This window comes from Pseudarthrobacter sp. PvP090 (assembly GCF_040547365.1).
GTDB lineage: Bacteria > Actinomycetota > Actinomycetes > Actinomycetales > Micrococcaceae > Arthrobacter.
On record NZ_JBEPPO010000001.1, the window covers coordinates 130,422 to 154,939 of the forward strand.

Consider the following 24,518-nt stretch of genomic DNA (forward strand, 5'->3'; position numbering starts at 1 on the left):
CTCTAGGGTGACTTTGCAACGCAATGAAGCGAACGGCGACGGCGTCTCCCCGTTCGTGGAGCTGGACCGGCAGACCTGGTCCCGGCTCGCTGCCCAGATGGAGCAGCCCCTCAACGAGGAGGACGTACTCCGTCTCCGCGGCCTCGGCGACCCCCTGGACATTAAGGAAGTCCGCGAGGTCTACCTCCCGCTGTCCCGGCTGCTGCACCTGTACGTCGAGGCGGCAGGCCAGCTCCATGCGGCAACCACCACCTTCCTGGGCGAGCAGACCCAGCGCACACCGTTCGTGATCGGCGTCGCGGGTTCGGTGGCCGTGGGCAAGTCGACCATCGCCCGCGTGCTCCGCGAGATGCTCCGCCGCTGGCCCGGCACCCCCAACGTGGAGCTCATCACCACCGACGGCTTCCTGTACCCGCTGGCGGAGCTCAAACGCCGCCAGCTGCTGGAGCGCAAGGGATTCCCCGAGTCCTACGACCGCCGCGCGCTGCTCCGCTTTGTGAGCGAGATCAAGGGCGGCGCCGAGGAAGTCCGGGCGCCCTGGTACTCCCACGTGACGTACGACATCGTCCCGGGCAAGGAAGTGGTGGTGCGCCGGCCCGACGTGCTGATCGTCGAGGGGCTGAACGTCCTGGCACCGGCCCGGCCGCGGCACGACGGGCGGCAGGGCCTGGCACTGAGTGACTTCTTCGATTTTTCCATCTATGTTGATGCCAAAACGTCCTACATTGAGGAGTGGTACGTGGACCGCTTCCGCAAACTCCGGACCACCGCGTTCGCGCAGCCTGAGTCCTACTTCCACCGCTACGCCACACTCTCGGACTCCGAGGCGGAGCAGACTGCCCGCGAGATCTGGAAGCGCATCAACGAACCGAACCTGGAGGAAAACGTCCTCCCCACCCGCGGCCGCGCGCAGCTGGTCCTCACCAAGGACGCCGACCACTCCATCCGCCGCATGCTGCTCCGCAAGGTCTAGCACAGGTGTGCTTCAAAGGGTCCGCTGAGCGTCCTGCCGCGCCGGAGCCCGTCGCCGGACCGCCCAGCCGGCGGTCGTTTGGCCGGCTGCTGCTGGCCGGCTCGGGGCTGGCGGCCCTTAGCGCCTGCGCCCCGGGGGAAGCCCGTCCGACGCCGTTCGGGCCGTCCTCCCCGACAGCGCCGTTCGCCCCGTCCGCGACGACGGCGGGTACCCCCGCGGCGGCCTCTGGCACTGCCGGCGTCACGCACTCCTCCACTGAGCCCCTGCCGGGCAGTCCCGCCGCCGCTGTGCCCGCCACCGCACCGCCGGAGCCCTCCGCGGCCGCGCCCGTACCCCGGCACTCGCTCACCGACCCGGCGAGTCCGTGGGTGGTCGTGAACAAGCACCGGCCGCTCTCCCCCGCCGCCTACGTGCCGGCCGGCCTGGTCCAGCCCCGCGTGCGCCTGGCCACCTCCGGGGAAGCGGCACTGCTCAACAGCACGGCGGCGGGCGCGGCGGAGAAGATGTTCGCGGCGGCTGCGGCGGCAGGCGTCGTCATCACCCTCGCGAGCGGCTACCGCTCCTTCAACACCCAGATCGCCACCTACAACCGATGGGTGAACGCGGAAGGACAGGCCGCGGCGGACACCGCGTCCGCGCGGCCCGGCTTTTCGGAACACCAGACCGGCTGGTCCTTCGACATCGGCGACGGCAGCGGGCGGGACAGCTTCACCCCCGCGTTCGCCAACCAGCCGGCGGCGGTCTGGGTGAAGGCCAACGCCCACCTGTTCGGCTTCGTGGTGCGCTACCCGTGGATGTTCCATGAGATCACCGGCTACTACTACGAGCCGTGGCACCTGCGCTACGTGGGAGTGGAGACGTCAGGCGACATGCACACCCGGGGCATAGCGACCCTCGAGGAGTACTTCGGACTCGAAGCGGCACCGGGTTACCGGTAGCGACACGGGCCGCAACGCTTACCTCCGCGACACAGCGTGTTCACGCGGCTGGGCTAGCTTGGGGACATGTTGAACGGATTCAAGAACTTCATTCTCAAGGGCAACGTCGTGGACCTTGCCGTCGCAGTCGTTATCGGCGCCGCTTTTGGCGCCGTGGTAACGGCACTGGTCCAGAGCGTGCTGATGCCGTTCATCGCGGGACTGGTCGGTTCGCCCAACTTCGACAGCTTCGCCGTAGTCACCCTGAACGGCAATGACATCAAGTTCGGCGTGCTGCTGACGGCAATCGTCAATTTTCTGTTGGTCGCGGCCGCCATCTACTTCGTGGTGGTTGTGCCGATGAATCACATGATCGAACGGCGCAACCGCCGCCTCGGCATCAGCCCGGACGTCAAGGAAGAAGCGGCGGAGGATCCGCAGATCGCGCTCCTGACCGAAATCCGTGACGTCCTCCGCGCGGACCGCACCCTCTAGCAGCCCCTGACACAGCAATGGCGCGTCCCCACCGGGGGACGCGCCATTCTTGTGTCGGCTAATTGATGTACCGGTGTGCGGGCCAGCTCAGTCCGCGACGAGCTCCAGTGCCAGCTCGGTCCGTACCACCTGCGCAAGACGCTCCGCGACGGCCTGGGCAGTCTCCTGGGATGCGGCCTCCACCATGACGCGCACCACCGGTTCCGTGCCGGAGGGGCGCAGGAGCACCCGGCCGGTAGCTCCAAGCTCGGCTTCGGCGACGGCCACGGCCGCCGCCACGGCGTCATCGCCCTTGACCCGGGTGCGGTCCACGCCCCTAACGTTGATGAGGACCTGGGGAAGCTTGGTCATCACCTTGGCCAGGTCCTTCAGCGGACGGCCCGTGAGTGCCACCTGCGCGGCAATCTGTAGCCCGGTGAGGACGCCGTCGCCGGTGGTGGCGTGGTCGGCGAAGATCACGTGGCCGGACTGCTCGCCGCCGAGGTTAAAGCCGCCTTCGCGCATGCCCTCCAGGACGTAGCGGTCGCCCACGCCGGTTTCGCGCAGGCTGATGCCGGCCTCGCGCAGTGCGATCTTGAGACCGAGGTTACTCATCACGGTCGCCACGAGGACGTCGTCCTTGAGCTTGCCCGAGGCTTTCAGCGCCACGGCGAGGATGGCCATGATCTCGTCGCCGTCCACTTCGCTGCCCTCGTGGTCAACGGCCAGGCAGCGGTCCGCGTCGCCGTCGTGTGCGATTCCGAGGTCGGCGCCGTGCGCCAGGACCGCCTGCTTCAGCGGCCCCAGATGGGTGGACCCGACGCCGTCGTTGATGTTGAGGCCGTCCGGTTCGGCGCCGATGACGATTACCTCCGCGCCGGCGTCCTTGAAGACCCGCGGGGAACAACCACTCGCCGCGCCGTGGGCGCAGTCCAGCACCACCTTGATGCCGTCCAGGCGGTGCGGGAGGGTGCCGAGGAGATGGACGATGTAACGGTCCTCGGCGTCGGAGAAGCGCTGGATCCGGCCGACCTCGCCGCCGACCGGGCGGCGCGGCTCCTGGCCGAGCTGGGCCTCGATGGCGTTCTCGACGTCGTCGGGGAGCTTCTGGCCGCCGCGGGCAAAGAACTTGATGCCGTTGTCCGGGGCAGGGTTGTGCGAGGCGGAGATCATCACGCCGAAGTCCGCGTCCAGGTCTGCCACCAGGTAGGCCGCGGCCGGGGTGGGAAGCACGCCGGCGTCATAGACGTCGATCCCGGAGCTGGAAAGACCCGCTTCCACGGCAGCCGCTATGAACTCACCGCTGGCGCGGGGGTCCCGGGCGACCACGGCGCGCGGCCTGGTTCCGCGGGTATTGCGGTCATGGCCAAGCACGACGGCGGCGGCCTGGGCCAGCTGCAACGCCAGCTCGGCCGTCAGCAGGCCGTTCGCCAAACCCCGGACACCATCTGTTCCAAATAATCTAGACATCGGGTCAAGTTTAGACGACGCGGCGGGCGTTTCCGGTCCCGGGGCCCCTTGGCGGACCCACGGCGCAGCCCATATCCCCGCGCCTTCGCTGGTTAAACGGCGAAAGCCCGCCCCGCCACAAAGGGCGGAACGGGCTTTCGTGCAAGCGCCAAGGGCGCCTGGAAGCGGGATTAACGCTTCGAGTACTGCTGAGCCTTACGGGCCTTCTTGAGACCGGCCTTCTTGCGCTCGATGACGCGGGCGTCACGACGCAGGTAACCGGCCTTCTTCAGGGTGGCGCGGTTGTTCTCGGTGTCGATCTCGTTCAGTGAACGGGCGATGCCGAGGCGCAGGGCACCGGCCTGGCCGGAAATGCCGCCACCGTGGATGCGGGCGATAACGTCGTAGGCACCGTCAAGATCGAGGATCTTGAAGGGTTCGTTGACGTCCTGCTGGTGCAGCTTGTTCGGGAAGTAGTTGGCCAGCTCGCGGCCGTTGATGATCCACTTGCCGGTGCCGGGCACGATGCGAACGCGTGCGACGGCTTCCTTGCGACGGCCAACTGCTGCGCCGGCAACCGTGAGGGCCGGGCGTTCCTTCTTGGGCGCTTCTGCTTCCGCAGGACCGCTTTCCGAGGTGTAGCTGGTCAGGTTTTCCTCAGCCACAACGGCCTCGGTGGTCAGTTCTTCGTTCTGAGCCACGATTCTCCTTGATAAAAAGTTGGTTGGTGGCCAGGACTACTGGGCGACCTGGGTGATTTCGTAAGTCTTGGGCTGCTGGGCGGCGTGGGGGTGCTCGGCACCCTTGTAGACCTTCAGCTTGCCCAGCTGCTGTGCAGCGAGGGAGTTCTTCGGGAGCATGCCCTTGATGGCCTTCTCCACGGCGCGGACCGGGTTGGACTCAAGCAGCTCCGCGTAGGTGACGGAGGTCAGGCCGCCCGGGTAACCGGAGTGGCGGTAAGCGCGCTTCTGCTCCAGCTTGGCGCCGGTGAGGGCAACCTTCTCGGCGTTGATGATGATGACGAAGTCGCCCATGTCCATGTGGGACGCAAAGGTGGCCTTGTGCTTGCCGCGCAGCAGGATTGCGGTCTGGCTGGCAAGACGACCAAGGACAACGTCGGTGGCGTCAATGACGTGCCACTGGCGGTTGATATCGCCGGGCTTCGGGGTGTACGTACGCACGGTGTTTGCCTCGTTCTTGTTCTGGCGTTCTTGTTTTAGGCGTCACGCGAAGATGCACCTACTATCTATGCGCTACCGGAACAGAGGTGAGGGCTCTATGTAACCAGTCGTCCTGAGTCTCGAATGTGCACGTTGAGTAGTCATCCTGCAACCGGATTCCCAAGCGGGCACGCATCATCGAGAAGGACACGCACAACGACTACCAAGAATAGCGGATGACGTGTCGCTGGGTCAAAATGGGGTGTCCGGATGCATTCTGCCCGCCCCCGGCCCCCGCATCCCTGGAGGAACCGTGCTCGACACCGCCGCCGCTGGCTCCGCATCGCCGCTTTTCATTGCGGGGGTCGGCTTCGCTGGCCTGTGTCTGGGGCTTCTGGCTGACGCCCTCATCCGGCGTGCCCTCCCCCAGCTGGCCGGCGTAGCCACCATCCGGCTGAAGATCACGACGGCGGCGGTCACCTTTGTCCTCTCGGCCCTGTTGGCCTGGCGCTTCGGGGGCACCGCAGAACTTCCGGCCTACGTAGCACTGGGCATTCTTGCTGTTCCGCTGGCACGGATCGATATCGTGCACCATTTGCTGCCGAATCGGCTCGTGGGGCCCCTACTGGGGGCCGGCCTGGCGCTCCTGACGTTCGCCGCACTGGCCCATGGGGCCGCGGGGGACCTGATTCGCGGAGCCGCCGGGTCCGTAATCTTATTCATTTTGTACCTAATTTTGGCGTTGACCAGCGGAAACGGTCTCGGAATGGGCGACGTGAAGCTCGCAGCACCACTTGGACTGTACTTAGGCTACCTAGGCTGGTCGCACCTCTTCTATGGCGGAGCCCTGGCCTTCGTTGCGGGCGGCCTCGCCTCTGTCGTCTTGGTGCTGATAAACCGCGGAAACAAGCCAAAAGAGATTGCCTACGGCCCCTCGATGTTGGCAGCTGGACTGCTCGTCGTTCTGCTTCTTCCGTAACTCCTGTCACTGCCGCATCTCTGCCCCCATTAGTAAGCGGGCGTATCAATCCAAGTAGTGAGCTCCCGCATGCCGGGACGAACTGAGTACACCCCGAATCGCCGCAGGTATCTCCCCCTTTCCCCTCCAAAAAAAGTCGGGTATTCCCATTCATTGCTGTGCCCTCAATTGCCGTGCAAATGTTGTCCCAACGAAGCTCCAGCAAGGAAGCAAAAAGGGAACTTGCCGGAATTCCGTTGGCACATACAAATCTCTGGAAAAGGAAAATAAAATGACTGGTCTCATGGTCTCAATGCTTTCTTTCATCGCCGGCGTCAAGGACAAGTTCGAATCCGAAAAGGGCGCCACCGCCACCGAGTATGGTCTGCTCGTTGGCCTCATCGCCATCATCTTGGTCGGCGGGGTCGGCATCTTCGGCACTGCTCTGAACGGCTTCTTCGAGGACCTCGGCGGCGTCGTCGACCTCTGGTAGACGCACACAACTCAAGGCCTCAGCTTCAGAAGTGCCGCGTCCGCCAACCGCGGACGCGGCACTTTCCACTAGATCCAGCGTCACATTCCTCGGGGGGAACCTGTGAAACGCAACAAAGTTCTGCCGGGGCGGGAGCGCGGCGCGGTAGCCGTCGAGTTCGCCCTCATCGCGCCGGTGCTCCTGATGATCGTGGTCTCGATCCTGGAGTTCTCGCACTTCTACAATCTCCAGATCTCGGTGACCCAGGCGGCCCGTGAAGCGGCTCGTGAAATGGCTGTCACCAACGATGCCGGCCTGGCTGCTGCCGCTGGCGTGGCCGGGGCTCCGGGTGTCGCCATAGCCCCCGGAAACTTCGTCTTCTCCGGAGCGTGCGCACCAGGCGACACCGTCACGGCCACCGTGACTTTCTCACGGCCGGCCCTCACTGGGTTCTTCACTCCGACGATCACCGTCACCGGACAGGGGGCCATGAGATGCGAGCCTTGACAAGGATCCGACTGCGCGGCCACGGTCCGGACACCGAACGGGGCGCCGCCGGCGTACTCGCCGCCGTGATGATGCTCGTCTTGATCGGCGTCGGCGCAATCGCTGTTGACGTCGGCCAGATCTACGCCGAGCGCGCGGAACTGCAAAACGCTGCCGACGCCGGAGCGCTGGCCGGCGCTCGGATCTGCTCAGAAACGGCAGGCTGCACCCAGGCCGACGCCGATGCCCTTGCGATCTCGCTGGCTAACCAGAACTCCAAGGACGGCCTGTCAAACGTCCGCTTCGTTGACCTAAGCGTCCCCGGCCAAGTGACAGTTAGTACATCGACGGTCAACGGCTCAGATGGCTCCGGCTTCTTGAGCAAGTTGTTCGCCAACGCATTGAACACACCGGCGGTCAGCGTTGGGGCAACGGCCACCGCAGTCTGGGAAAACACAGGGGCCGCCGGGGCCTTCCCCCTCGTGTTTGATCAATGCCAGATCGGAACGGCCTACGCTCCTGCGGATACCACCGTGCTTTTCAAGCAGCACGGCAAGAGCCCTTGTGTTGGCAGTCCGTCTGGCCACCACATCCCAGGCGGGTTTGGTTGGCTCGATGAGACAGGTTCTTGCGATGCCGCCGCGGACCCCAGCGGCTGGGTCGGCTCCAATACTGGCAGCAGCAAGACCCCGGCAGCCTGCGCGCCGACCCTTGATGCTTGGCGGTCTGCCATTGACCACTCCAAAAAGCAGTATGCAACTGCCTATCTGCCGATCTTCGATGACGGAGACAAAGGGGGAAGCCACGGCCGTTTCCATCTCATCGGATTTGCCGAAATAGAGCTGCATGGGTGGTCCTTCGTAAAAGACGAAGACGGGCTTTCTTCACCCCAAGCGGATCCGGCATGTGAGGCATTTTTCAAAAAGGGGACCGACCGGGGAATCTGTGGTCAACTCCAACGATTCATTCCATGGGCCGACAGGTTTTTGGACCCTGGCCCCTATTTCCAGAATTCCGTCGTCAGACTCATCCAATAGAGTACCAAGGGGAACAAAATGAAAACACGCCTGCTGGGGGGCATTGCCGCATTAATTGTGGCCGTCATCGGGACAGTTCTACTCGTGTCCTATGTCCAGGGCGCCGATCGGCGCGCCCTGGCAAACACTGAGACCTCTGAGGTCTATGTGGTCCAAAAGGAAATCGCAGCAGGTACCTCCGCTGCCAACTTTGGCGATTCGGTGGTCAAGAAAACCGTACCTAAGTCAGCTGTGGCAAGCGACAGCGTCACCACCTTGGCTGAGCTCGGCCAGAAGGTCTCCGCCGTCGGGCTGGTTCCCGGCGAACAGCTCCTGGCCACCCGTATGGTGGAGCCGGCGCAGTTGCTCAGCCCGGGCCGGGCTCCAGTCCCCAGCGGACTGCAGGAAGTCACTGTGAAACTCAGTATCGACAGAATCGTCGGCGGCAGCTTGAAGGCCGGCGATACCGTGGGAGTGATCCTGTCCTATCCAGAGAACGACAAGCTGAATCTCCCCGACCAATCCCAGCTGGTGTTTCACAAGGTGCTGGTGACGGCGGTCCAGAACTCCACGGGCGCCGTAGCGCAGGAGCAGCCGGCGACCACGAACACGGAAAGCTCCTCCGACGGGGCCATGAGCTCCAAGTCAAGCGCTGCGCAGGCGACCGGCGGATATTTGGTCACCCTGGCCCGGCCCTCAATTGACGTGGAAAAGATCGTCCACGCCATAGAATTCGGCAAGGTGTATTTGAGCAAGGAATCGGAAAGCTCGACGACGGACAACACCGGCGTCATGGAACGCATCAGGGTCTTCCAATGAGCCGCTTCGTACTGATCACGCCCAGCATCGACTTCGAGCGAAAGGTTCGATCCGCAACGGCAGGCATGAGCGGCAGCCTGCAGTGGTTCCAGGCAGACCACCTGCCGGACGGCCCGGACGAATTTCTCAGCAAACTGCTGGGAGAGCCGCCGGAAGTCCTGATCCTGGGCCCTGGCCTGGATCTGGACGAAACGTTGAAGCACGCTGCGGTCTTGGACTTGCAATATCCGGAGATCAGCGTCCTCCTGGCTGCAGAGCAGACTCCGGAGCTCATCCTTTCCGCAATGCGCTCGGGCGTGCGCGATATCCTTTCTCCCGCGGCGGACACCAACGGCATCCGGGCAATGGTCGAACGTTCAAGCCTTGCCGCAGCCGGCCGTCGGAGGGGCCTGAATCCCAGCGCCTCCGAGTCTCCAGGTGGAGGGTCCGGCGGTCGGGTCATCGCCGTCATGTCTCCGAAAGGTGGCGTCGGCAAAACCACCATCGCGACAAACATCGCGGTCGGACTGGGAAAAGTGGCGCCGATGGGGGTCGTTATCGTAGACCTGGACCTGCAGTTCGGTGACGTCGCCAGCGGTCTTTTGCTGGAGCCGGAACACACGATTACGGACGCGGTTTCCGGTGCGGCCAGCCAGGACTCCATGGTGCTCAAGACGTATCTCACGCTGCACTCGGCGAACATCTACGCCTTGTGTGGGCCGAGGAATCCGGTGGAAATGGAGGGGATTACCGCGGCGCACGTCACCAACCTCCTGAAGCAGTTGCGGCGTGAGTTCCAGTACGTGGTCATCGACACCGCGCCAGGACTCGGCGAACATGTGCTCGCAGCCCTGGAGCAGGCGACGGACGCCGTTTGGGTGTGCGGCATGGACGTGCCGAGCATCCGCGGGCTCCGCACCGGTTTCCACATCCTCAACGAGCTGGGCCTCATGCCGGAAAGCCGGCATGTTGTGCTGAACATGGCGGACGGCAGGAGCGGTCTTTCCGTTCCCGATGTGGAGGCAACAATCGGTGTACCGGTTGACGTCGCAATTCCACGCTCGCGAACCCTGCCATTTTCGACCAACAAGGGAGTTCCCATCCTTCAGGACGGCCGCCGTGACGTGGCAGCGAAAGGCCTTCGTCAACTCGTAGACCGTTTCCAGCCGAATTGGCAGGACCGAACACATCGCAAGCTCCACCGAAGGGCGGTAGTCCAGTGAGTCTCACCAAAAGATTTGAGCAATTGCGGCACGGTAGCCAGGAGGGCGAGCCGACTACACCGCCGGAACCCCAGCTGCAGCCGGGCGTCCCTTCGACCCTTGGCCGAATCCAGGAGGCCAAGGCCGCCGATGCCGCCAGCGCGGCCCTCGTGGTCGAGGACGTCGGCCCCAACGCCGGCATGGCCAGCGAGGCCCTCCGCGGACTGAAGGAGCGGGCAAGCCAGGCCCTCTACGAGCGCCTCGGCTCCAGGATTTCGGACACTTCGATGGATGAATCCGAGCTGCACCAGCACGTCAAGGATGAACTCAAGGAAGTTGTCGACGGGGAGCAGGTTCCGCTCACCACCGCCGAACGGCAGCGACTCACCCGCGAAATCATTGACGACGTACTGGGCCACGGTCCGATACAGCGATTCCTCGACGATCCCGAGGTCACGGAAGTCATGGTCAACCGCCATGACAGCATCTACGTGGAAAAGTACGGCCACCTGCACAAAACGGATGCGAAGTTCAGTTCCGATGAATCACTTCGACGGGTCATTGAGCGGATCGTCTCCAGGGTGGGTCGACGGATCGACGAGTCCTCACCGCTGGTAGATGCGCGGCTTGCTGATGGCTCGCGTGTCAACGCCATCATCCCGCCCCTGGCCGTCAACGGGCCGTCGCTGACCATCCGGAAGTTTGCCCGCGAGGCCCTCACCGTGAACAAGCTCATCGAGTTCGGCAGTCTCTCCCCGGAAATGGCTGAACTCCTGCGGGCCTGTGTCCTGGCGCGGATGAACATCATTGTCTCGGGCGGTACCGGCACGGGCAAGACCACCTTGCTCAATGTCCTGTCGTCTTTTATCCCGGAGTCGGACCGCATTGTGACCATTGAGGACGCCGTCGAGCTTCAGCTGCAGCAGGAGCATGTGGTGCGGCTCGAGAGCAGGCCGGCGAATATTGAGGGCCGCGGCGAGGTGTCCATCCGGGAACTCGTCCGCAACTCACTCCGCATGCGGCCTGATCGGATCGTCGTCGGTGAGGTCCGCGGCGGTGAATCACTGGACATGCTCCAGGCCATGAACACCGGCCATGACGGGTCCATTTCCACGGTTCACGCCAACTCGCCCCGGGATGCGGTGGCCAGGCTGGAGACGCTGGTGCTGATGGCCGGCATGGACTTGCCCCTCCGGGCCATCCGCGAACAGGTTGCCTCCGCCGTGAACCTCATCGTCCACATCACGAGGCTCCGTGATGGCAGCCGCCGGGTCACGCACATCACCGAGGTGCAGGGCATGGAAGGGGACATCGTCACGCTCCAGGATGCCTTCGTCTTCGACTACTCCGCCGGCGTGGACGCCAATGGCCGGTTCCTCGGCAAGCCGGTGCCCACCGGTGTCCGTCCGCGGTTCACCGACAGGTTCGTGGAACTTGGCATCCCGATCTCGCCCGCCGTGTTCGGGGCACATTTTGGGGGTGTCCGGTGATTCCCGACGTTGCCTCCCCTGCGGTCATGGTGCTGGGCCTGGCGCTGGTCTATCTGGCTCTCCTGATTGCTTTCTGGGTCTTTTGGACGTCGCGGAACGTCATTTCAGCGGACCGGCGCCGGCCCGGCGGCGTCGCCCCTCCTACTGCCCTGACGAAGCTGACGGACGCGATGCTGGGAGTGATCGATGCCAGGCTCAAGCCGCAGCCTTCAGGCATTCTGTCCCGGCGCCGGTTGGACAGCGCCGGGCTCAAGAAGCAACCCGCGGATTACCTGCTCCTGGCCGGCATCATCACGTTGCTGGCCGGAGTGGCCGGATTCCTAATGGGTGGCCTGTTCCCGGCAATCCTATTGGTCCTTGCCGCACCGATCGGGCTCGCCTTGTTTTTGAACTTGCTCGTCTCCCGCCGGCAGGCGAAGTTCGACGATCAGGTTCCGGACACGCTCCGGATGCTCTCGGGCGGCATGCGTGCCGGCCATAGCCTGCTGCGTTCCCTTGACGCTGCGGGCCAGGAAAGCGACGCCCCGATGGCGGACGAACTGAACCGCATCGTCAACGAGACCCGTATTGGCCGCGACCTCGGGGAATCCCTCCTCGATGTCGCGGACCGGACCAATAACGAGGACTTCGGTTGGATCGCCCAGGCCATAGAAATCCACCGTGAAGTTGGCGGAGATCTGGCCGAAGTTCTTGATCACGTCGGTGAAACGATCCGGGACCGGAACCAGGTCAGGCGCCAGGTGAAGGCCCTCAGCGCCGAAGGACGAGTGTCCGCTTTGGTTCTAATCGCATTGCCGATCGTGTTGTTCATCGCCCTGCAGTTCATCAATCCGGTCTATGCCAAGACGTTCTCATCAACGGTTCCCGGCTACATCATGATTGCGGTTGCCGCCGTCATGCTGAGCCTCGGCGCTTTCTGGCTGAGCCGTCTCATCAAGCCGAAGTTCTGAGGAGGAAGACATGCAACCCATCGCAATGGCCGCGGTTTTGGCCATCATTGCACCCATCTCCGGGATGGTCTGGCTGGCTTTCACGGTAGACCGCACCGGGCTGCGGAACATCCGCACCAACCTCGGCAAAAAATCTGCGGGAGCCTCCGTCGGACGGTCCATGACCGGTGAGCAGCTTGCCGCGCTGAGCAAGAAGCTGGCTCCCGTTGACTACTTGGCGTGGCTGGACAAACAACTGGCCGGCGCGGGCCGTCCCAAGGACTGGCCGCTGGGACGGCTCCTCATGGTCAAGCCCCTATTGGCGCTCGGCGGCGCCGGGCTCGGCCTTGCTGGTTTCCTGGTTGAGCCTTCCCCGCAGCGCATTCTTGTGTCTCTGGCTTTCGTGGTTTTCCTCTACTTCGTTCCGGATCTTCTGATCCGGACAAAAGCGGAGAAGCGCCGCGAGGCGATCCGCCTTGAGTTGCCGAATGCCTTGGACCAGATGTTGATCTCCGTTCAGGCTGGCCTCGGCTTTGAAGCGGCTATGGCACGGAGCGCCGAGAACGGCATCGGCCCGCTGGCCTACGAATTCACCCGGACCCTGCAGGACATGCAGGTGGGTCGCAGCCGCAAGGATGCCTACCTGGCATTCGCCGGGCGGGTCGATTCGCCTGACCTCCGGAGCTTCATCCGGGCCGTCGTCCAGGCCGATACCTACGGTATCGCCATCGCAAAGGTCCTCAAAGCACAAGCTCAGGAATTGCGGACCAAGCGTCGCCAGATTGCTGAAGAGCATGCCATGAAGATCCCCGTCAAGATCCTCTTCCCGCTGATCTTTTGCATCTTCCCAACGCTCTTCATCATCCTCATGGGGCCCGCCGTCATGGGCATCATGGCTGCGTTCTCCTAGGACACCGCAGGCAAGAAGCACGGTGCGGGCTGACGCCCCCACCCAAATGGACCGGACCCCCTTGGACCCCAGAGCTGAGGGGGTCCTTCCGTGCGCACCGTTCGCCGTGTGATACACAGCACAAGCACAGGGTCCGCGCAAGAAATGCTCAGGAAACGTACAGTTTGGGAAGTCTTGGCGCAGGATGTGGCAAGCAGCGTAACTTCGGGCGAATCGCGTTGCTAGCTTTCTGGCAGAGCTGGTATCTGGCCAGCTTCCCTTCGCTCGCTCAGGAGTCCACAATGCTTGCTCTTTACACCAACCTCTCCCTTCGTCTCCGTCGCGATGAGAAAGGCGCCACCGCCGTTGAATATGGCATCATGGTCGCCCTCATCGCCGTTGCAATCATTCTTGCTGTGACCTTCCTCAGCGAATCGCTATCGGCCGTCTTCACCGACGTTGGCTGCAAGGTTTCGGGCAGCACGACGGGCGACTGCGCCGCACCGGCCGCCGGGTAGCTGACTCCGCCAGAACCCTATCTCACCTGTGAGGTGGCAGCCGTTAGCTGCCACCTCACAGGTGTCTCCGAAACTACACCGGGAAGGCGGCCCCCATGTTCAAGACGACAGAGCGGGGTGCCGTGGCCGTTGAGTTTGCCATTCTGGCTCCTATCCTGATCATGCTGCTACTCGGGATTATGGAGTTCGGCCGTGCCTACAATGTGCAAATCACGCTCTCAAATGTTGCACGCGAGGGCGCACGAGTCATGGCGATCAACAACAATGAATCTACTGCCAAGGCTGCCGCTATTGGCGCCGCCTCTGTGCTCAAACCAAGCCTCAAAGGCGAAAATGTAAAGTTCCAAACACTACCCGCAAGCACGCCTGCAACTTGCACGGCGGGGCGCCAGGTCACGGTGACGATTGAATACTCGCTCTCCACCATGACGGGGATTGCCGGGCCGTTTGCCATGAAAGGCGTGGGGACAATGCAATGCGGCGGATAACAGCACCGGCCGACAGGGAACGTGGCGGAATCGCTGTCATCGTCGCCCTTCTCATGGTGGTTTTACTCGGCTTCGCCGCCATCTCGATCGACGTCGCTCGGATGTACTCCGAACGGGCCCAGTTGCAAAACGGCTCGGACTCGGTGGCCCTGATGTTGGCCCAGAAGTGTGCCAAGAATGCAAACGATCCGGACTGTTCAGCAACATCGCTCCTGGCCTCGGATCTCGCAAATAAGAATGCCGTGGACGGACAAAGCAACGTGAAGTCCATTGTCCTGGACAAGACGAACCGCACGGCAACGGTAACCACTGGGGCCAAGGAGACTGGTGGCACACCAAACTCGGTGTCGAACTTCTTTGCACGCGCATTGGGCATTCCGACTTCTGAGGTCACCGCCACCTCCAGCGTTCAATGGGGAACACCATCCAAGGGCACCGTGGTAGTTCCGCTCGCTATCGCCGAATGCAAATTCTCTTCTGACCCGACTTTTGTGCAGATCCTCGATATGAATGCCGGGGGATGTGCCGGAATTCCTGGCGGATTTGGCTGGATCAACGATGGAGCCGATGCCAAGTGCAGCGTGAAAATTAGCGCCGGCGCAGCAAACGATCCAGGAATCTGGTTCAGTAGCGACACTGGCGCCAGCGCGCCGTCCGTTTGCAGTTCCGCGGACCTAAGCGCGCTGAAAAACCAAACCGTACTTCTCCCGCTCTATGCTGTAGCCACCGGAACGGGCTCGGGCGGCAAGTATTACGTCAAGGGGTTTGCAGCCTTTCACGTCACCGGCTACCACTTTGCCAGCGAGAGCTGGGCCACCAGCGGAAGTATTCCCAACAAGTCCATCCGCGGGTACTTCGTAAAGTTCGTGTCCCTTTCTCAAGCCCTCGAACTCGGCAGCACCCCGGATTACGGAACCGCCATCGTTCGTCTCACCATGGGAGCCCCCTCACTGTGAAGTCACGTCTTCTGGCCGGAATAGCAGCGGTCGTCCTCGCCATTGTGGGGGCCATGCTCGTGATGTCCTACGCCCAAGGGGCGGACCAGCGGGCTGTCAAGAATCTTGAACCTGTCAGTGTCTTGGTCGTAAAGGCGGCGATTCCCGCCGGGACACCGGTGGAAGCCATGAGCGCGTCCCTGGCTACCGAACAGCTGCCCGCAGCGGCCGTCACGTCCTCTTCCCTCAAGTCGCTGGATGAGTCCCACGGCAAGGTTGCCGCTGTCGACCTTCTTCCCGGCGAACAACTCCTAAAGGATCGTTTGGTCGAACCCGAGGCCCTCCAGGTCCAAGGGTCGGTGGAAATCCCAGCCGGCCTGCAGGAAGTGTCATTCCAATTGGAGCCCCAACGCGTCGTCGGCGGACGCGTCGCTGCAGGTGACCACGTCGGAGTCTTCATAAATCTGAAGGACGGCGGCATCGAAGCCAAGCCGGAAAAGCAAACAACGCAGCTATCCATCCACAAAGTCCTGGTCACGGCCGTCCAGCGCGCTCCAGTTGCTACGCCGTCTCCCGCGCCATCGGAGAACGGCTCGGCTCCAGCGGAAGACACATCACTCCCCACGGGCGTACTGATTCTGACTGTTGCCGTCAATGATGTCGACGCCACGAAGATCGTCTATGCCTCGGCGTTCACGGACGTCGCCAGCATCTGGTTGAGCAAGGAACCACTCGACGCGACGGAAAGCGGCAAGCCCGGAATCATGACGAGGCCAGAGGTATACAAGTGAGCCGATTCGTCCTGATCACGCCGAACGCGGACTTTGAAAACCGCCTGCGGCAGGCGGTGGCAGGCGGGCTCCAGGGCGGCGTGCAGACCTTCCTGACCAACGTCCTCCCCGCCGGACCTTTCGACCTGTTCGCCCAGCTGAACCAGGAGCGGCCTGAGGTTCTCGTGCTTGGTCCCGACGTGCCAATGGATGAGGCTCTGCGCCTCGCCACTGTGCTTGACGTCCAGGCCCCGGACCTGACGGTTCTTCTGGTCAGTGAGCCCGATCCCGCGTTCATCCTGCAGGCCATGAGGGCCGGCGTCCGGGACATCCTCAGCCCCTCGGCCGATTCGGACCAGATGCGGGTTCTGTTGGAGCATGCCTGCCAGTCCTTCGCCAACCGTCACCGGACGGAGCCCTTCCAGCAGTCGGATAGCGGCAAGGGCACGGTGATCGGGGTCTTCTCCCCCAAAGGCGGCGTCGGCAAAACCACCATTGCCACTAACCTGGCCGTGGGGCTGGGCAAGATCGCGCCCATGAGCGTGGTGATCGTGGACCTGGACCTGCAGTTCGGCGATGTCGCCTCCGGGCTCTACCTCAATCCGGCGCACACGGTCACGGATGCCGTGTCTCCTGCCGCCAGCCAGGACACTTTGGTCTTGAAGGCATTTCTCACCGTCCACCCGTCCAGCATCTACGCTCTATGTGCCCCGGTCAGCCCGGTGGAGGCCGATTTCATCACTCCCGAACAGGTCACCCGCCTGTTGGAGCAGCTGGCAGACGAGTTCCAATACGTGGTGGTGGATACCGCTCCCGGACTGCCGGAAATCGGGCTGGCCGCCATGGAGGCCTGCACCGATGTGGTCTGGGTGAGCGCCATGGACATCCCTAGCGTCCGCGGCCTCCGCTCCGGCCTCGATATCCTCCGCCAGCTGGACATCATGCCGGAAGGCCGGCACGTGGTGCTCAACATGGCCGACCCCAAGTGCGGACTCTCGGTCCAGGATGTCGAATCCACCCTTGGCGCCCCCGTGGATGTCAGCGTCCCGCGCTCCCGCGCCATCGCGTTCTCCACCAACCGTGGCGTTCCCGTCCTGCAGGAGGCCCGAAAGGACCCGGCGGTCAAGGGCCTCAACCGGCTCGTGGAGCGCTTCAGCCCTAACGGGCGCGCCAAATCCCCACGCAAGACCCACCGGCGGGTTGTGGTCTAGATGAAACTTTCGGAACGCATCCAGGCGGCGCAGGAGAAGACTCAGCCCGCCGCCACGCCTGCCATGGCCACGGCTTCCGTTGCCGCCACCGCAACTGCCCCGGTTCCGCGTCTGCCGGTCCCAACAGCTGCGCCGTCGACGCGCCGCGAACAGCCCGCCTCACCCGCCAGGCCAGCGCCATCGCCTGGGGCTTCTGCGCAGCCGGAAGGCTTCCAGCCCAAAACCCACCAGCCCGTGGACGCTTTCGCCGCGATCAAGCAGCGCGCCGCGACAGCACTGTTCGAAAAGATGGGAGCGCGCTTCAACGACTCAGCCATTACGGAGGGCGAGTTGCGCAGCACGGCGCGGGAGGAGCTCATCCGCATCATCGATGCGGAGCAGGTCCCGCTGACAGCGGACGAGCGCTCCCGCCTGGTCCGCGACGTGGCCGACGACGTGCTCGGGTACGGCCCGCTGCAGCGGCTCCTGGACGACCCGGACGTCACCGAAATCATGGTGAACCGGATGGACCAGATCTATGTCGAACGCAAGGGCCAGCTGACGCTCACCGAATCCAGGTTCAGCTCCGAGGACCACCTCCGCAAGGTCATTGAGCGCATCGTGTCCAAGGTGGGCCGGCGCATCGATGAGTCCTCGCCCCTGGTGGACGCGCGCCTGGAAGATGGCTCCCGCGTCAACGCCGTAATTCCCCCGCTCGCCGTCGGCGGCTCCTCGCTGACCATCCGTAAGTTCAGCAAGGTCCCGCTCACTGTCCGGAACCTCATCGACTACGGCACGCTCACCCCGGAGATGGCCGAGCTGCTCAACGCGTGTGTGAAGGCCAAACTGAACATCATCGTCTCCGGCGGTACGGGCACCGGCAAGACGACATTGCTCAATGTGCTGTCCTCATTCCTTCCCGCCAACGAGCGCATCGTGACCATCGAGGACGCCGTCGAGCTCCAGATCCAGCAGGCCCACGTGGTGCGGCTGGAAAGCCGGCCGCCGAACACCGAGGGCAAGGGCGAAGTCACCATCCGCGAACTGCTGCGCAACTCCCTCCGTATGCGTCCGGACCGCATCGTGGTCGGTGAGGTCCGAGGCGGCGAATCGCTGGACATGCTCCAGGCCATGAACACCGGCCACGACGGTTCGCTGTCCACGGTGCACTCGAACTCGCCGCGCGACGCCGTCGCCCGTCTGGAAACGCTGGTGCTCATGGCTGGGATGGACCTTCCGCTGCGGGCCATCCGCGAACAGATCGCCTCCGCCGTCAACCTGATCATCCAGATTTCCCGACTCCGGGACGGCACCCGGCGCATCACGCACGTCACCGAAGTCCAGGGCATGGAAGGTGACATTGTCACCCTCCAGGATGCCTTCGTCTTCGACTATTCCGCCGGTGTCGACCAGCACGGACGCTTCCTGGGGACGCCCGTGCCCACCGGGATCCGTCCGCGGTTCATCGACCGCTTTGAAGATCTGGGCATCCACGTTTCGCCCGGAGTCTTCGGCGCGCCCGTCGACTCAACCGGAAAGCACTGACGTCCATGATCCTGACACTTGCAGTCACCCTGGTGGTCGCGGCGGCCGCCCTGGCCGGAGTGACAGTACTCATCCCCCGTACCCCCACGGTGCCCCTGGACCGCCGTCGGCCCTTCCGGACCGAATCAGACTCGCAATTGACGCGCTTTGCGGGGTCCGCCGTCGACGCGATTGACGGCTTCCTGGCAAAGCGGAACGTCCGCTTTTTCAACCGGGAAGCCCTCGAGAACGCCGGCTTGCGACTGAGCCAGGCCGATTTCCTGCTCCTGGTCATCATCGGCGCCTTCGTCGGCGGACTGGTTGGCGTCGTGGTGGCTGGCCCTCTGTTGGGACTACTGCTGGTGCTTGCCGCGCCGTTCGTGGGACACATGGTCCTTGGTTTCCTCTCAGGCAAGAGGCGCGCCAAGTTCGATCAGCAGTTAGGCGATACCTTGCAGCTGCTCTCCGGCAGCCTCCGCGCCGGGCACAGTATTCTGCGGGCCATCGACGCCGCAGCCAACGAATCCCAGGCCCCGACGTCCGAGGAGATGCGGCGGGTCATCTCCGAAACGAGCCTGGGGCGCGACCTGCTGGCCTCGCTCAATGACACGGCAGAACGGATGAAAAACGAGGACTTCGTGTGGATCTCCCAAGCCATCCAGATCAACCGCGAAGTAGGCGGCAATCTGGCCGAGGTGATGGACCAGGTCAACGAAACCATCCGCGAACGCAGCGAGATCAAGGGCCACATCAAGTCCCTGGCCGCGGAAGGCAAGTTCTCCGCCTACATCCTGATGGCCCTGCCGATCGGCATTATGGGCATGCTCATGGTGGTCAGCCCCGGATACATGGACAAAATGTTCACCACCCTGCTCGGCGGAATCATGTCCGTAGCATCCGTCATCCTGATGACCATCGGCGGTCTCTGGATGCGCAAGATCATCGACCTGAAGTTCTGAGCCGGCCATGGATCCGTTGATTATCCTCGCGCTCCTCCTGATCTGCCTGCCGCTGGGCTACCTGGCGTGGACCTTGCTGTCCGCCGATAAGAAGGGCCAAACAGCGGCCCAGGCAATCCTGGCCCGGGGAAGCCACCGCGCGGAGGAAGATGACAAGAAGGCTGGCACGGGCTTCATCGAGAAGATCGGCTACCGCGTCACGCCGGCCGCGTACGTCCTCAAACTCGATCACCTGCTGTCCTTGGCTGGCCGCCCCGCGAACCTGCCCCTGGGTCGGCTGCTTGCCGCCAAACCTGCGCTGGGCCTGCTGGGCGGATTGCTCGGACTCTTTCTGAGTTCCATCGGCTCAACACCGCTCATCAAACTGGTCGGGATCTTCGTGGTGGTCCTGGGTTACTTCATCCCGGACCTGATGCTCTACAGCAAGGGGCAGGAGCGGCAGAAGGCCATGCAGCTGCAGCTCGCCAACACCCTGGACCAGATGCTGATCTCCGTGGAAGCCGGCCTCGGCTTCGAGGGGGCCATGGCCCGCGCCGGCGAGAACGGCAAAGGCCCTCTGGCCGAGGAGCTGGTCAGGACACTGCAGGACATGCAGGTGGGCAGGAGCCGCCGCGAGTCCTACCTCGCCCTCGCCGAACGCACCAACCTCCCCGAACTCCGGAGCTTCGTCCAGGCCGTGGTGCAGGCGGACACCTACGGTATTGCCATCAGCCGGGTCCTTCGCGTCCAGGCCAAGGTGATGCGCGTCAAGCGCCGGCAGCGGGCCGAAGAGAAGGCCATGAAGCTTCCGGTGATGATCCTATTTCCGCTCCTCTTCTTCATCTTCCCGGTCCTGTTCATTGCCATTCTGGGTCCTGCGGTCATCAACACGATCGAGACTTTCAGCGGCCAGTAGCGTTCCGGCCACGCGGGAGTGCAAGCCTTCCCGGGAAACCCTCAGGAAGCGATCGGGATAGCGCAAGGGTTTGCGCAGGATCGCCCGGAGTACAGGGCAAGGGCGGGAGCAGGCAGTAGCGTGGACACATGTCCTTTCTCGGTGCTCCAGACGACGGCGACGTATACAACGGTCTTTCCGCCGACCCCTGCCCCTGCGGCGCAGGACTGGCCGCTGCAGAGGCCAAAGACGACGCGCAGCCGCCGCTCGTCGACCCCTCCGCCCTGCAGGAACTCGGCTCCCAGCTGGCCAGCCCTGCCGTGGCCCAGGGATTCGCGCGGGACTACACCAACATGTGGGACCGGCGCTACCACTCCCTCGCCACGTCCCTCGACAGCGGGGACCACGCCGCGGCGCTGGACGCCGTGCTCAGCCTGAAGACGTCCTCGGCGATGGTTGGCGGGGTCCGCCTGGCCCAGCTCGCCAGGGAGCTGGAGGACGCCATCCGCGTCCGCGACGCCGACCTCGCGCGGCTGCTCCTGCGTGAAGTCGCCGACAGCGGTAACGAAACAGTGGACGAGCTGCAGTTCAGCTATCTCAAGGAGAACTAGTCCACGGCCGGCGCGAGCCGGTACCCCACGCCACGGACCGTCTGGAGCCAGCGGGGCTGCAGCGGGTCCTCCCGCAGTTTGCGCCGCAGGTTGCCGATATGGACCTCGACGGCACGCTCGTCGGATTCACTGATGTATGCATCCGCGCCGTAGTACTCGCCCCGTACCACCCGCACCAGGTCGACCTTGGTCCGGACGGCACCGGCCGCCTTCAGCAGGGCGTGCAGCAGGTCGAACTCACTCCGGGTCAGGCTGGTCGACACACCGTCAAGGGTGACCGAACGGGTGTGCGGGTTCAGCACCAGGCCGTTGTGCCGGAACACCGAATCCTGGGGCAGGACCAGCCCCGCCGGCGGCGCGCCCCCCGGCTCGGGCAGCGTGCCCTCGGCGAATTCCTGCCGCGGCCGGCGCATCATCGCGGCGACCCGGGCCCGAAGCTCGCGCGGGCGGAACGGTTTGGTCATAAAATCGTCGGCGCCGGTGTGCAGCGCGGTGAGCGTGTCCAGCTCATCCGACCGTCCGGTCAGCATGACCACATAAGCGTCGCTGAACTGCCGGATCCGGCGCAGGACTTCGAAGCCGTCGATATCGTTCAGGCCGACGTCCAGGGTGACGACGCTGGCTTTCTGGCTCCGCACCACCTCGACCCCCTCCCGCCCGCTGGCCGCTCCGTGGACGTCAAATCCCGCTTGGCTCAGCACGGCCTCGACGAGGTTGCGTACGTCCTCGTCGTCCTCAACGACGACTGCGACTCCCAAGTCAGTCATGGTCCCCCTCTATGTCTGATGCTGCGGCATCCACCCCCATAGAGGCCGCGTCGTTACTGCAGTGCACTCATGGTGCGCCAGTAATGTCAGAATACCCATGCTATGGCGCTAATCACTGGTTAGGCACAGCCGGGGCCACAAATATTCACCTGGTGTCAAGCTAGCGTGACGCATGCTGTTAAATGGAGGCAGCGAGGAAGGGGCGCGGCTTCATTGGGTAGACAGCAACTGGTGCGGGACGCGGAAGGATTCTTCACGGGTCTCCCTCGGCGTGCGCAGCAGGCGCTCGTCCGGCTGGCCGGGTCCCGGGAAGCCGAGCTCCACGCCCTGCTCGCGGACAGCTCCGAACGCGAACGGCTGCTCAGCGATGAGGTCGCCGGGCTGGCCGATGCCCTGCTGGCCAAGGAGAGTCTGGTCTCCACCGTCTCGCACGAGTTCCGGACGCCCTTGACCTCGATCATCGGCAACCTGGACCTGGTACTCGGCGAAGCTGCAGAGCTCTCCCCTGCCGCCGGGCGCCGGATCGAAGTCGCACAGCGGAATGCTGAGCGTTTGCTGGCACTGGTCTCGGACCTGATGATGTCCGCCGATGCCGCGGTGCACGTCCACCCCCGCCGGACCGACCTGGCCAGACTGGTCGATGCCAGCCTCGGCTCGGCCCAGGCCCACGCCCAGGCAGCCCGGGTCTCGCTCTCCATGAACATCCCTGCGCCGCTCTGGGCCGAGGTGGATCCGCAGCGGATCGGCCAGGCCCTCGACAACCTCGTCTCCAACGCCATCAAATATTCGCCCGACGGCGGCAGCGTCCACGTCTCCGGCAGCATCGAGGCAGGCCGGGTCCTGCTGCACGTGAAAGACGACGGCATGGGCATGACGGCCGCCGACGCCGATATGGTCTTCACCCGCTTCTTCCGCAGCCCCGCAGTCCGTGAGGGCCCGATTCCAGGTGTCGGGCTGGGCCTGTCCATCACCAAGGCGATCATCGAACGGCACGGCGGCTCCATTTCCTGCAGCACGAAGCCGGGCTGCGGGAGCACGTTCACTGTGGAGCTTCCCGCCGAGGCGGCGCCGGCTTCGTAGGCGACGGGCCCCCAGGTCCGGCGGCTGCGGGCGGAGCTACTGGCGCAAGGCGCGCGTCAGTTCGGCCCTGGCCAGCAGTCCGCTGGCCGAGGGATAGGCCACCTCTTCGAGCACCAGCGGATGCGGGGCGGCCAGCACGGACTTGGCATCCCGCTGCCGGGCGACCAGCCGTTCGTGCAGCCAGCCGGGCTCCTCGATGCCCGCCCCCACAAAAAGCGCCGATCCCACGAGCGAGCGCACCATGTTGTGGCAGAACGCATCGGCCTGGACCGTGGCCACCAGGACCCCGTCGGCGCCGCGGGCAAACTCGAAACGCTGCAGTTCCCGGATGGTCGTGGCACCTTCGCGCGGCTTGCAGTAGGACCGGAAATCCTGGAGTCCCAGCAGCTGGGAGGCGCCTTCGTTGAGCAGCCCGACGTCGAGCGGTTCCCGGTGCCACAGCGTGGAGGTGCGGCCCAGCGGGTCCCAGAGGAGCGGGCCATCCGCGATCCGGTAGCTGTAGCGGCGCCACAGCGCGGAGAACCGCGCGTCGAAACCCTCGGGGGCGATGGAGACCTTGTGGACCTCAATGGACCCGGTGAGGTCCCCGAGCCCGCGGCTGAGGGAACCGCGGAGGCGGCGGAGCAGCGCCACGGCCGGGTCCAGCTCCACGCCGCGGTTCAGGCCCATCCACTCCGTCTCGCTGAGGTCGACGTGGACCACCTGGCCGCGGGCGTGCACGCCGGCGTCGGTCCGTCCGGCCACGGTCACGCGGACCGGGCGGCGGATGAGCATCGCCAGGGCCTCTTCCAGCGTGCCCTGGACGGTGCGCCGCCCGGGCTGGACGGCCCACCCGCTGAAGGGCCCGCCGTCGTACGCAAGATCAAGCCGGATACGCAAAAACCCGCCGCCCCCTCTAGCGGGGGCAGCGGGTTTCTGGTCGTTCATAGACTTAAGTCTATGCGAAGAAATCAGCGAACTACTTCGCGTCCTTCTTGGCGTCTGCTTCCTCAGCGGCCGGAGCCTCTTCGGTAGCTGCTGCTTCGGTCTCAACGACCTCGGCCTCAGGAGCCTCTTCGGTTTCAGCGGCTTCGGTCTCAGCAACCGGAGCAGCTTCTGCCTTGTCGGCGTCCTTCTTGTCAGCATCGCGCTTGGCGGCGGAGGTAGCCTCGGCTACAACTGCCTGCTTGGCGGAAACCGGCTCGAGAACCAGTTCGATGACAGCCATGGGAGCGTTGTCGCCCTTGCGGTTGCCGATCTTGGTGATGCGGGTGTAGCCACCGTTGCGGTTCTCCACTGCCTGTGCAATGTCGGTGAACAGCTCGTGGACGATGCCCTTGTCGCTGATCAAGCCGAGTACACGACGGCGGGAAGCCAGGTCGCCACGCTTGGCGAAAGTCACCAGGCGCTCGGCGTACGGCTTCAGTCGCTTGGCCTTGGTCACCGTGGTGGTGATCCGCTTGTGCTCGAACAGTGCGGCGGACAGGTTCGCGAGCATAAGACGCTCGTGAGCCGCTCCGCCTCCGAGGCGCGGACCCTTAGCGGGGGTAGGCATAATAGTTTCTCCTCATATGGAAGCCGTTGGGCTGCGCACACCGTGGTGCATCCAG

28 protein-coding genes are annotated in these 24,518 nt (G+C 64.1%); 22 read left to right on the forward strand and 6 right to left on the reverse strand.

What is annotated here, in order from left to right; translation table 11 throughout:
- The first annotated feature begins 7 nt into the window (after positions 1–7).
- The 3 genes from coaA to mscL all read left to right on the forward strand — a co-directional run bounded on the left by coaA (position 8) and on the right by mscL (position 2,385).
- Complete coding sequence (gene coaA, locus ABIC21_RS00560) at positions 8–973, forward strand: type I pantothenate kinase (RefSeq protein WP_354348510.1); 966 nt, start codon at positions 8–10, stop codon at positions 971–973.
- 5 nt (positions 974–978) lie between these two features.
- Positions 979–1,911: a M15 family metallopeptidase gene (locus ABIC21_RS00565; protein WP_354348511.1), complete on the forward strand. Its 933-nt coding sequence runs from the start codon at positions 979–981 to the stop codon at positions 1,909–1,911.
- Positions 1,912–1,977: 66 nt separating this feature from the next.
- Complete coding sequence (gene mscL, locus ABIC21_RS00570) at positions 1,978–2,385, forward strand: large conductance mechanosensitive channel protein MscL (RefSeq protein WP_354348512.1); 408 nt, start codon at positions 1,978–1,980, stop codon at positions 2,383–2,385.
- 87 nt (positions 2,386–2,472) lie between these two features.
- Here mscL and glmM read toward each other — a convergent pair whose 3' ends face one another.
- The 3 genes from glmM to rplM form a co-directional block, all read right to left on the reverse strand.
- Positions 2,473–3,834, reverse strand: a complete 1,362-nt coding sequence (glmM, locus tag ABIC21_RS00575) for a phosphoglucosamine mutase (protein ID WP_354348513.1) — start codon at positions 3,832–3,834, stop codon at positions 2,473–2,475.
- Between the two features lie 170 nt (positions 3,835–4,004).
- Positions 4,005–4,514, reverse strand: a complete 510-nt coding sequence (gene rpsI, locus ABIC21_RS00580; RefSeq protein ID WP_354348514.1) for a 30S ribosomal protein S9 — start codon at positions 4,512–4,514, stop codon at positions 4,005–4,007.
- Between the two features lie 36 nt (positions 4,515–4,550).
- On the reverse strand, positions 4,551–4,994 hold the full coding sequence (gene rplM, locus ABIC21_RS00585; RefSeq protein WP_024367145.1) for a 50S ribosomal protein L13: 444 nt from the start codon (positions 4,992–4,994) through the stop codon (positions 4,551–4,553).
- A gap of 292 nt (positions 4,995–5,286) precedes the next feature.
- On the opposite strand from rplM, the gene ABIC21_RS00590 reads away from it, so the two are divergent.
- The 18 genes from ABIC21_RS00590 to ABIC21_RS00675 all read left to right on the forward strand — a co-directional run bounded on the left by ABIC21_RS00590 (position 5,287) and on the right by ABIC21_RS00675 (position 21,082).
- Positions 5,287–5,952 carry a prepilin peptidase gene (locus tag ABIC21_RS00590; RefSeq protein WP_354348515.1) on the forward strand — a complete coding sequence of 222 codons (666 nt, stop codon included), beginning with the start codon at positions 5,287–5,289 and terminating at the stop codon, positions 5,950–5,952.
- A gap of 271 nt (positions 5,953–6,223) precedes the next feature.
- A complete protein-coding gene (locus ABIC21_RS00595; protein ID WP_354348516.1) occupies positions 6,224–6,424 on the forward strand; it encodes a Flp family type IVb pilin in 201 nt (66 codons plus the stop codon).
- A gap of 102 nt (positions 6,425–6,526) precedes the next feature.
- Complete coding sequence (locus ABIC21_RS00600) at positions 6,527–6,910, forward strand: TadE family protein (RefSeq protein ID WP_354348517.1); 384 nt, start codon at positions 6,527–6,529, stop codon at positions 6,908–6,910.
- Positions 6,907–7,926 carry a pilus assembly protein TadG-related protein gene (locus ABIC21_RS00605; RefSeq protein WP_354348518.1) on the forward strand — a complete coding sequence of 340 codons (1,020 nt, stop codon included), beginning with the start codon at positions 6,907–6,909 and terminating at the stop codon, positions 7,924–7,926. Before ABIC21_RS00600 ends, ABIC21_RS00605 begins: the two co-directional genes overlap by 4 nt.
- Before the next feature lie 18 nt (positions 7,927–7,944).
- Positions 7,945–8,724, forward strand: a complete 780-nt coding sequence (cpaB, locus tag ABIC21_RS00610; protein ID WP_354348519.1) for a Flp pilus assembly protein CpaB — start codon at positions 7,945–7,947, stop codon at positions 8,722–8,724.
- Positions 8,721–9,926: a CpaE/TadZ family protein gene (locus ABIC21_RS00615; protein WP_354348520.1), complete on the forward strand. Its 1,206-nt coding sequence runs from the start codon at positions 8,721–8,723 to the stop codon at positions 9,924–9,926. Before cpaB (ABIC21_RS00610) ends, ABIC21_RS00615 begins: the two co-directional genes overlap by 4 nt.
- 179 nt (positions 9,927–10,105) lie before the next feature.
- On the forward strand, positions 10,106–11,395 hold the full coding sequence (locus ABIC21_RS00620) for a TadA family conjugal transfer-associated ATPase (protein ID WP_354348744.1): 1,290 nt from the start codon (positions 10,106–10,108) through the stop codon (positions 11,393–11,395).
- Complete coding sequence (locus ABIC21_RS00625; protein ID WP_354348521.1) at positions 11,392–12,345, forward strand: type II secretion system F family protein; 954 nt, start codon at positions 11,392–11,394, stop codon at positions 12,343–12,345. The genes ABIC21_RS00620 and ABIC21_RS00625 overlap by 4 nt, the downstream gene beginning before the upstream one ends.
- Before the next feature lie 10 nt (positions 12,346–12,355).
- Complete coding sequence (locus tag ABIC21_RS00630) at positions 12,356–13,234, forward strand: type II secretion system F family protein (RefSeq protein WP_354348522.1); 879 nt, start codon at positions 12,356–12,358, stop codon at positions 13,232–13,234.
- A 281-nt stretch (positions 13,235–13,515) separates the two neighbouring features.
- Positions 13,516–13,731, forward strand: a complete 216-nt coding sequence (locus ABIC21_RS00635) for a Flp family type IVb pilin (protein ID WP_354348523.1) — start codon at positions 13,516–13,518, stop codon at positions 13,729–13,731.
- A 95-nt stretch (positions 13,732–13,826) separates the two neighbouring features.
- Positions 13,827–14,219, forward strand: coding sequence for a TadE/TadG family type IV pilus assembly protein (locus tag ABIC21_RS00640; RefSeq protein ID WP_354348524.1), 393 nt, complete (start codon positions 13,827–13,829; stop codon positions 14,217–14,219).
- Positions 14,207–15,175, forward strand: a complete 969-nt coding sequence (locus ABIC21_RS00645) for a TadE/TadG family type IV pilus assembly protein (protein ID WP_354348525.1) — start codon at positions 14,207–14,209, stop codon at positions 15,173–15,175. Before ABIC21_RS00640 ends, ABIC21_RS00645 begins: the two co-directional genes overlap by 13 nt.
- Complete coding sequence (gene cpaB / locus ABIC21_RS00650) at positions 15,172–15,945, forward strand: Flp pilus assembly protein CpaB (RefSeq protein WP_354348526.1); 774 nt, start codon at positions 15,172–15,174, stop codon at positions 15,943–15,945. Before ABIC21_RS00645 ends, cpaB (ABIC21_RS00650) begins: the two co-directional genes overlap by 4 nt.
- The gene (locus ABIC21_RS00655; protein WP_354348527.1) at positions 15,942–17,135 is read left to right on the forward strand and encodes a CpaE/TadZ family protein; all 1,194 of its coding nucleotides are present in this window, start codon (positions 15,942–15,944) and stop codon (positions 17,133–17,135) included. The genes cpaB (ABIC21_RS00650) and ABIC21_RS00655 overlap by 4 nt, the downstream gene beginning before the upstream one ends.
- On the forward strand, positions 17,136–18,659 hold the full coding sequence (locus ABIC21_RS00660; protein WP_354348528.1) for an ATPase, T2SS/T4P/T4SS family: 1,524 nt from the start codon (positions 17,136–17,138) through the stop codon (positions 18,657–18,659). It begins immediately after the preceding gene.
- A gap of 5 nt (positions 18,660–18,664) precedes the next feature.
- Positions 18,665–19,597: a type II secretion system F family protein gene (locus ABIC21_RS00665; protein WP_354348529.1), complete on the forward strand. Its 933-nt coding sequence runs from the start codon at positions 18,665–18,667 to the stop codon at positions 19,595–19,597.
- 7 nt (positions 19,598–19,604) lie between these two features.
- A complete protein-coding gene (locus ABIC21_RS00670; protein WP_354348530.1) occupies positions 19,605–20,492 on the forward strand; it encodes a type II secretion system F family protein in 888 nt (295 codons plus the stop codon).
- 128 nt (positions 20,493–20,620) lie between these two features.
- Positions 20,621–21,082 (forward strand): Hpt domain-containing protein, encoded by a 462-nt coding sequence (locus ABIC21_RS00675; RefSeq protein ID WP_354348531.1) that lies wholly within the window; start codon positions 20,621–20,623, stop codon positions 21,080–21,082.
- On the opposite strand, the gene ABIC21_RS00680 is transcribed toward ABIC21_RS00675, so the two are convergent.
- Complete coding sequence (locus tag ABIC21_RS00680; protein ID WP_354348532.1) at positions 21,079–21,849, reverse strand: response regulator transcription factor; 771 nt, start codon at positions 21,847–21,849, stop codon at positions 21,079–21,081. The two genes, ABIC21_RS00675 and ABIC21_RS00680, sit on opposite strands and share 4 nt — an antisense overlap.
- Positions 21,850–22,080: 231 nt before the next feature.
- Here ABIC21_RS00680 and ABIC21_RS00685 point away from each other — a divergent pair, with 231 nt between their 5' ends.
- Entirely contained in the window at positions 22,081–22,929 is an 849-nt protein-coding gene (locus tag ABIC21_RS00685) for a sensor histidine kinase (protein WP_354348533.1), read from the forward strand.
- Between the two features lie 36 nt (positions 22,930–22,965).
- Here ABIC21_RS00685 and ABIC21_RS00690 read toward each other — a convergent pair whose 3' ends face one another.
- Positions 22,966–23,856, reverse strand: coding sequence for a tRNA pseudouridine synthase A (locus ABIC21_RS00690; protein ID WP_354348534.1), 891 nt, complete (start codon positions 23,854–23,856; stop codon positions 22,966–22,968).
- 31 nt (positions 23,857–23,887) lie between these two features.
- Complete coding sequence (rplQ, locus tag ABIC21_RS00695; protein WP_354348535.1) at positions 23,888–24,463, reverse strand: 50S ribosomal protein L17; 576 nt, start codon at positions 24,461–24,463, stop codon at positions 23,888–23,890.
- Between the last annotated feature and the right edge of the window lie 55 nt (positions 24,464–24,518).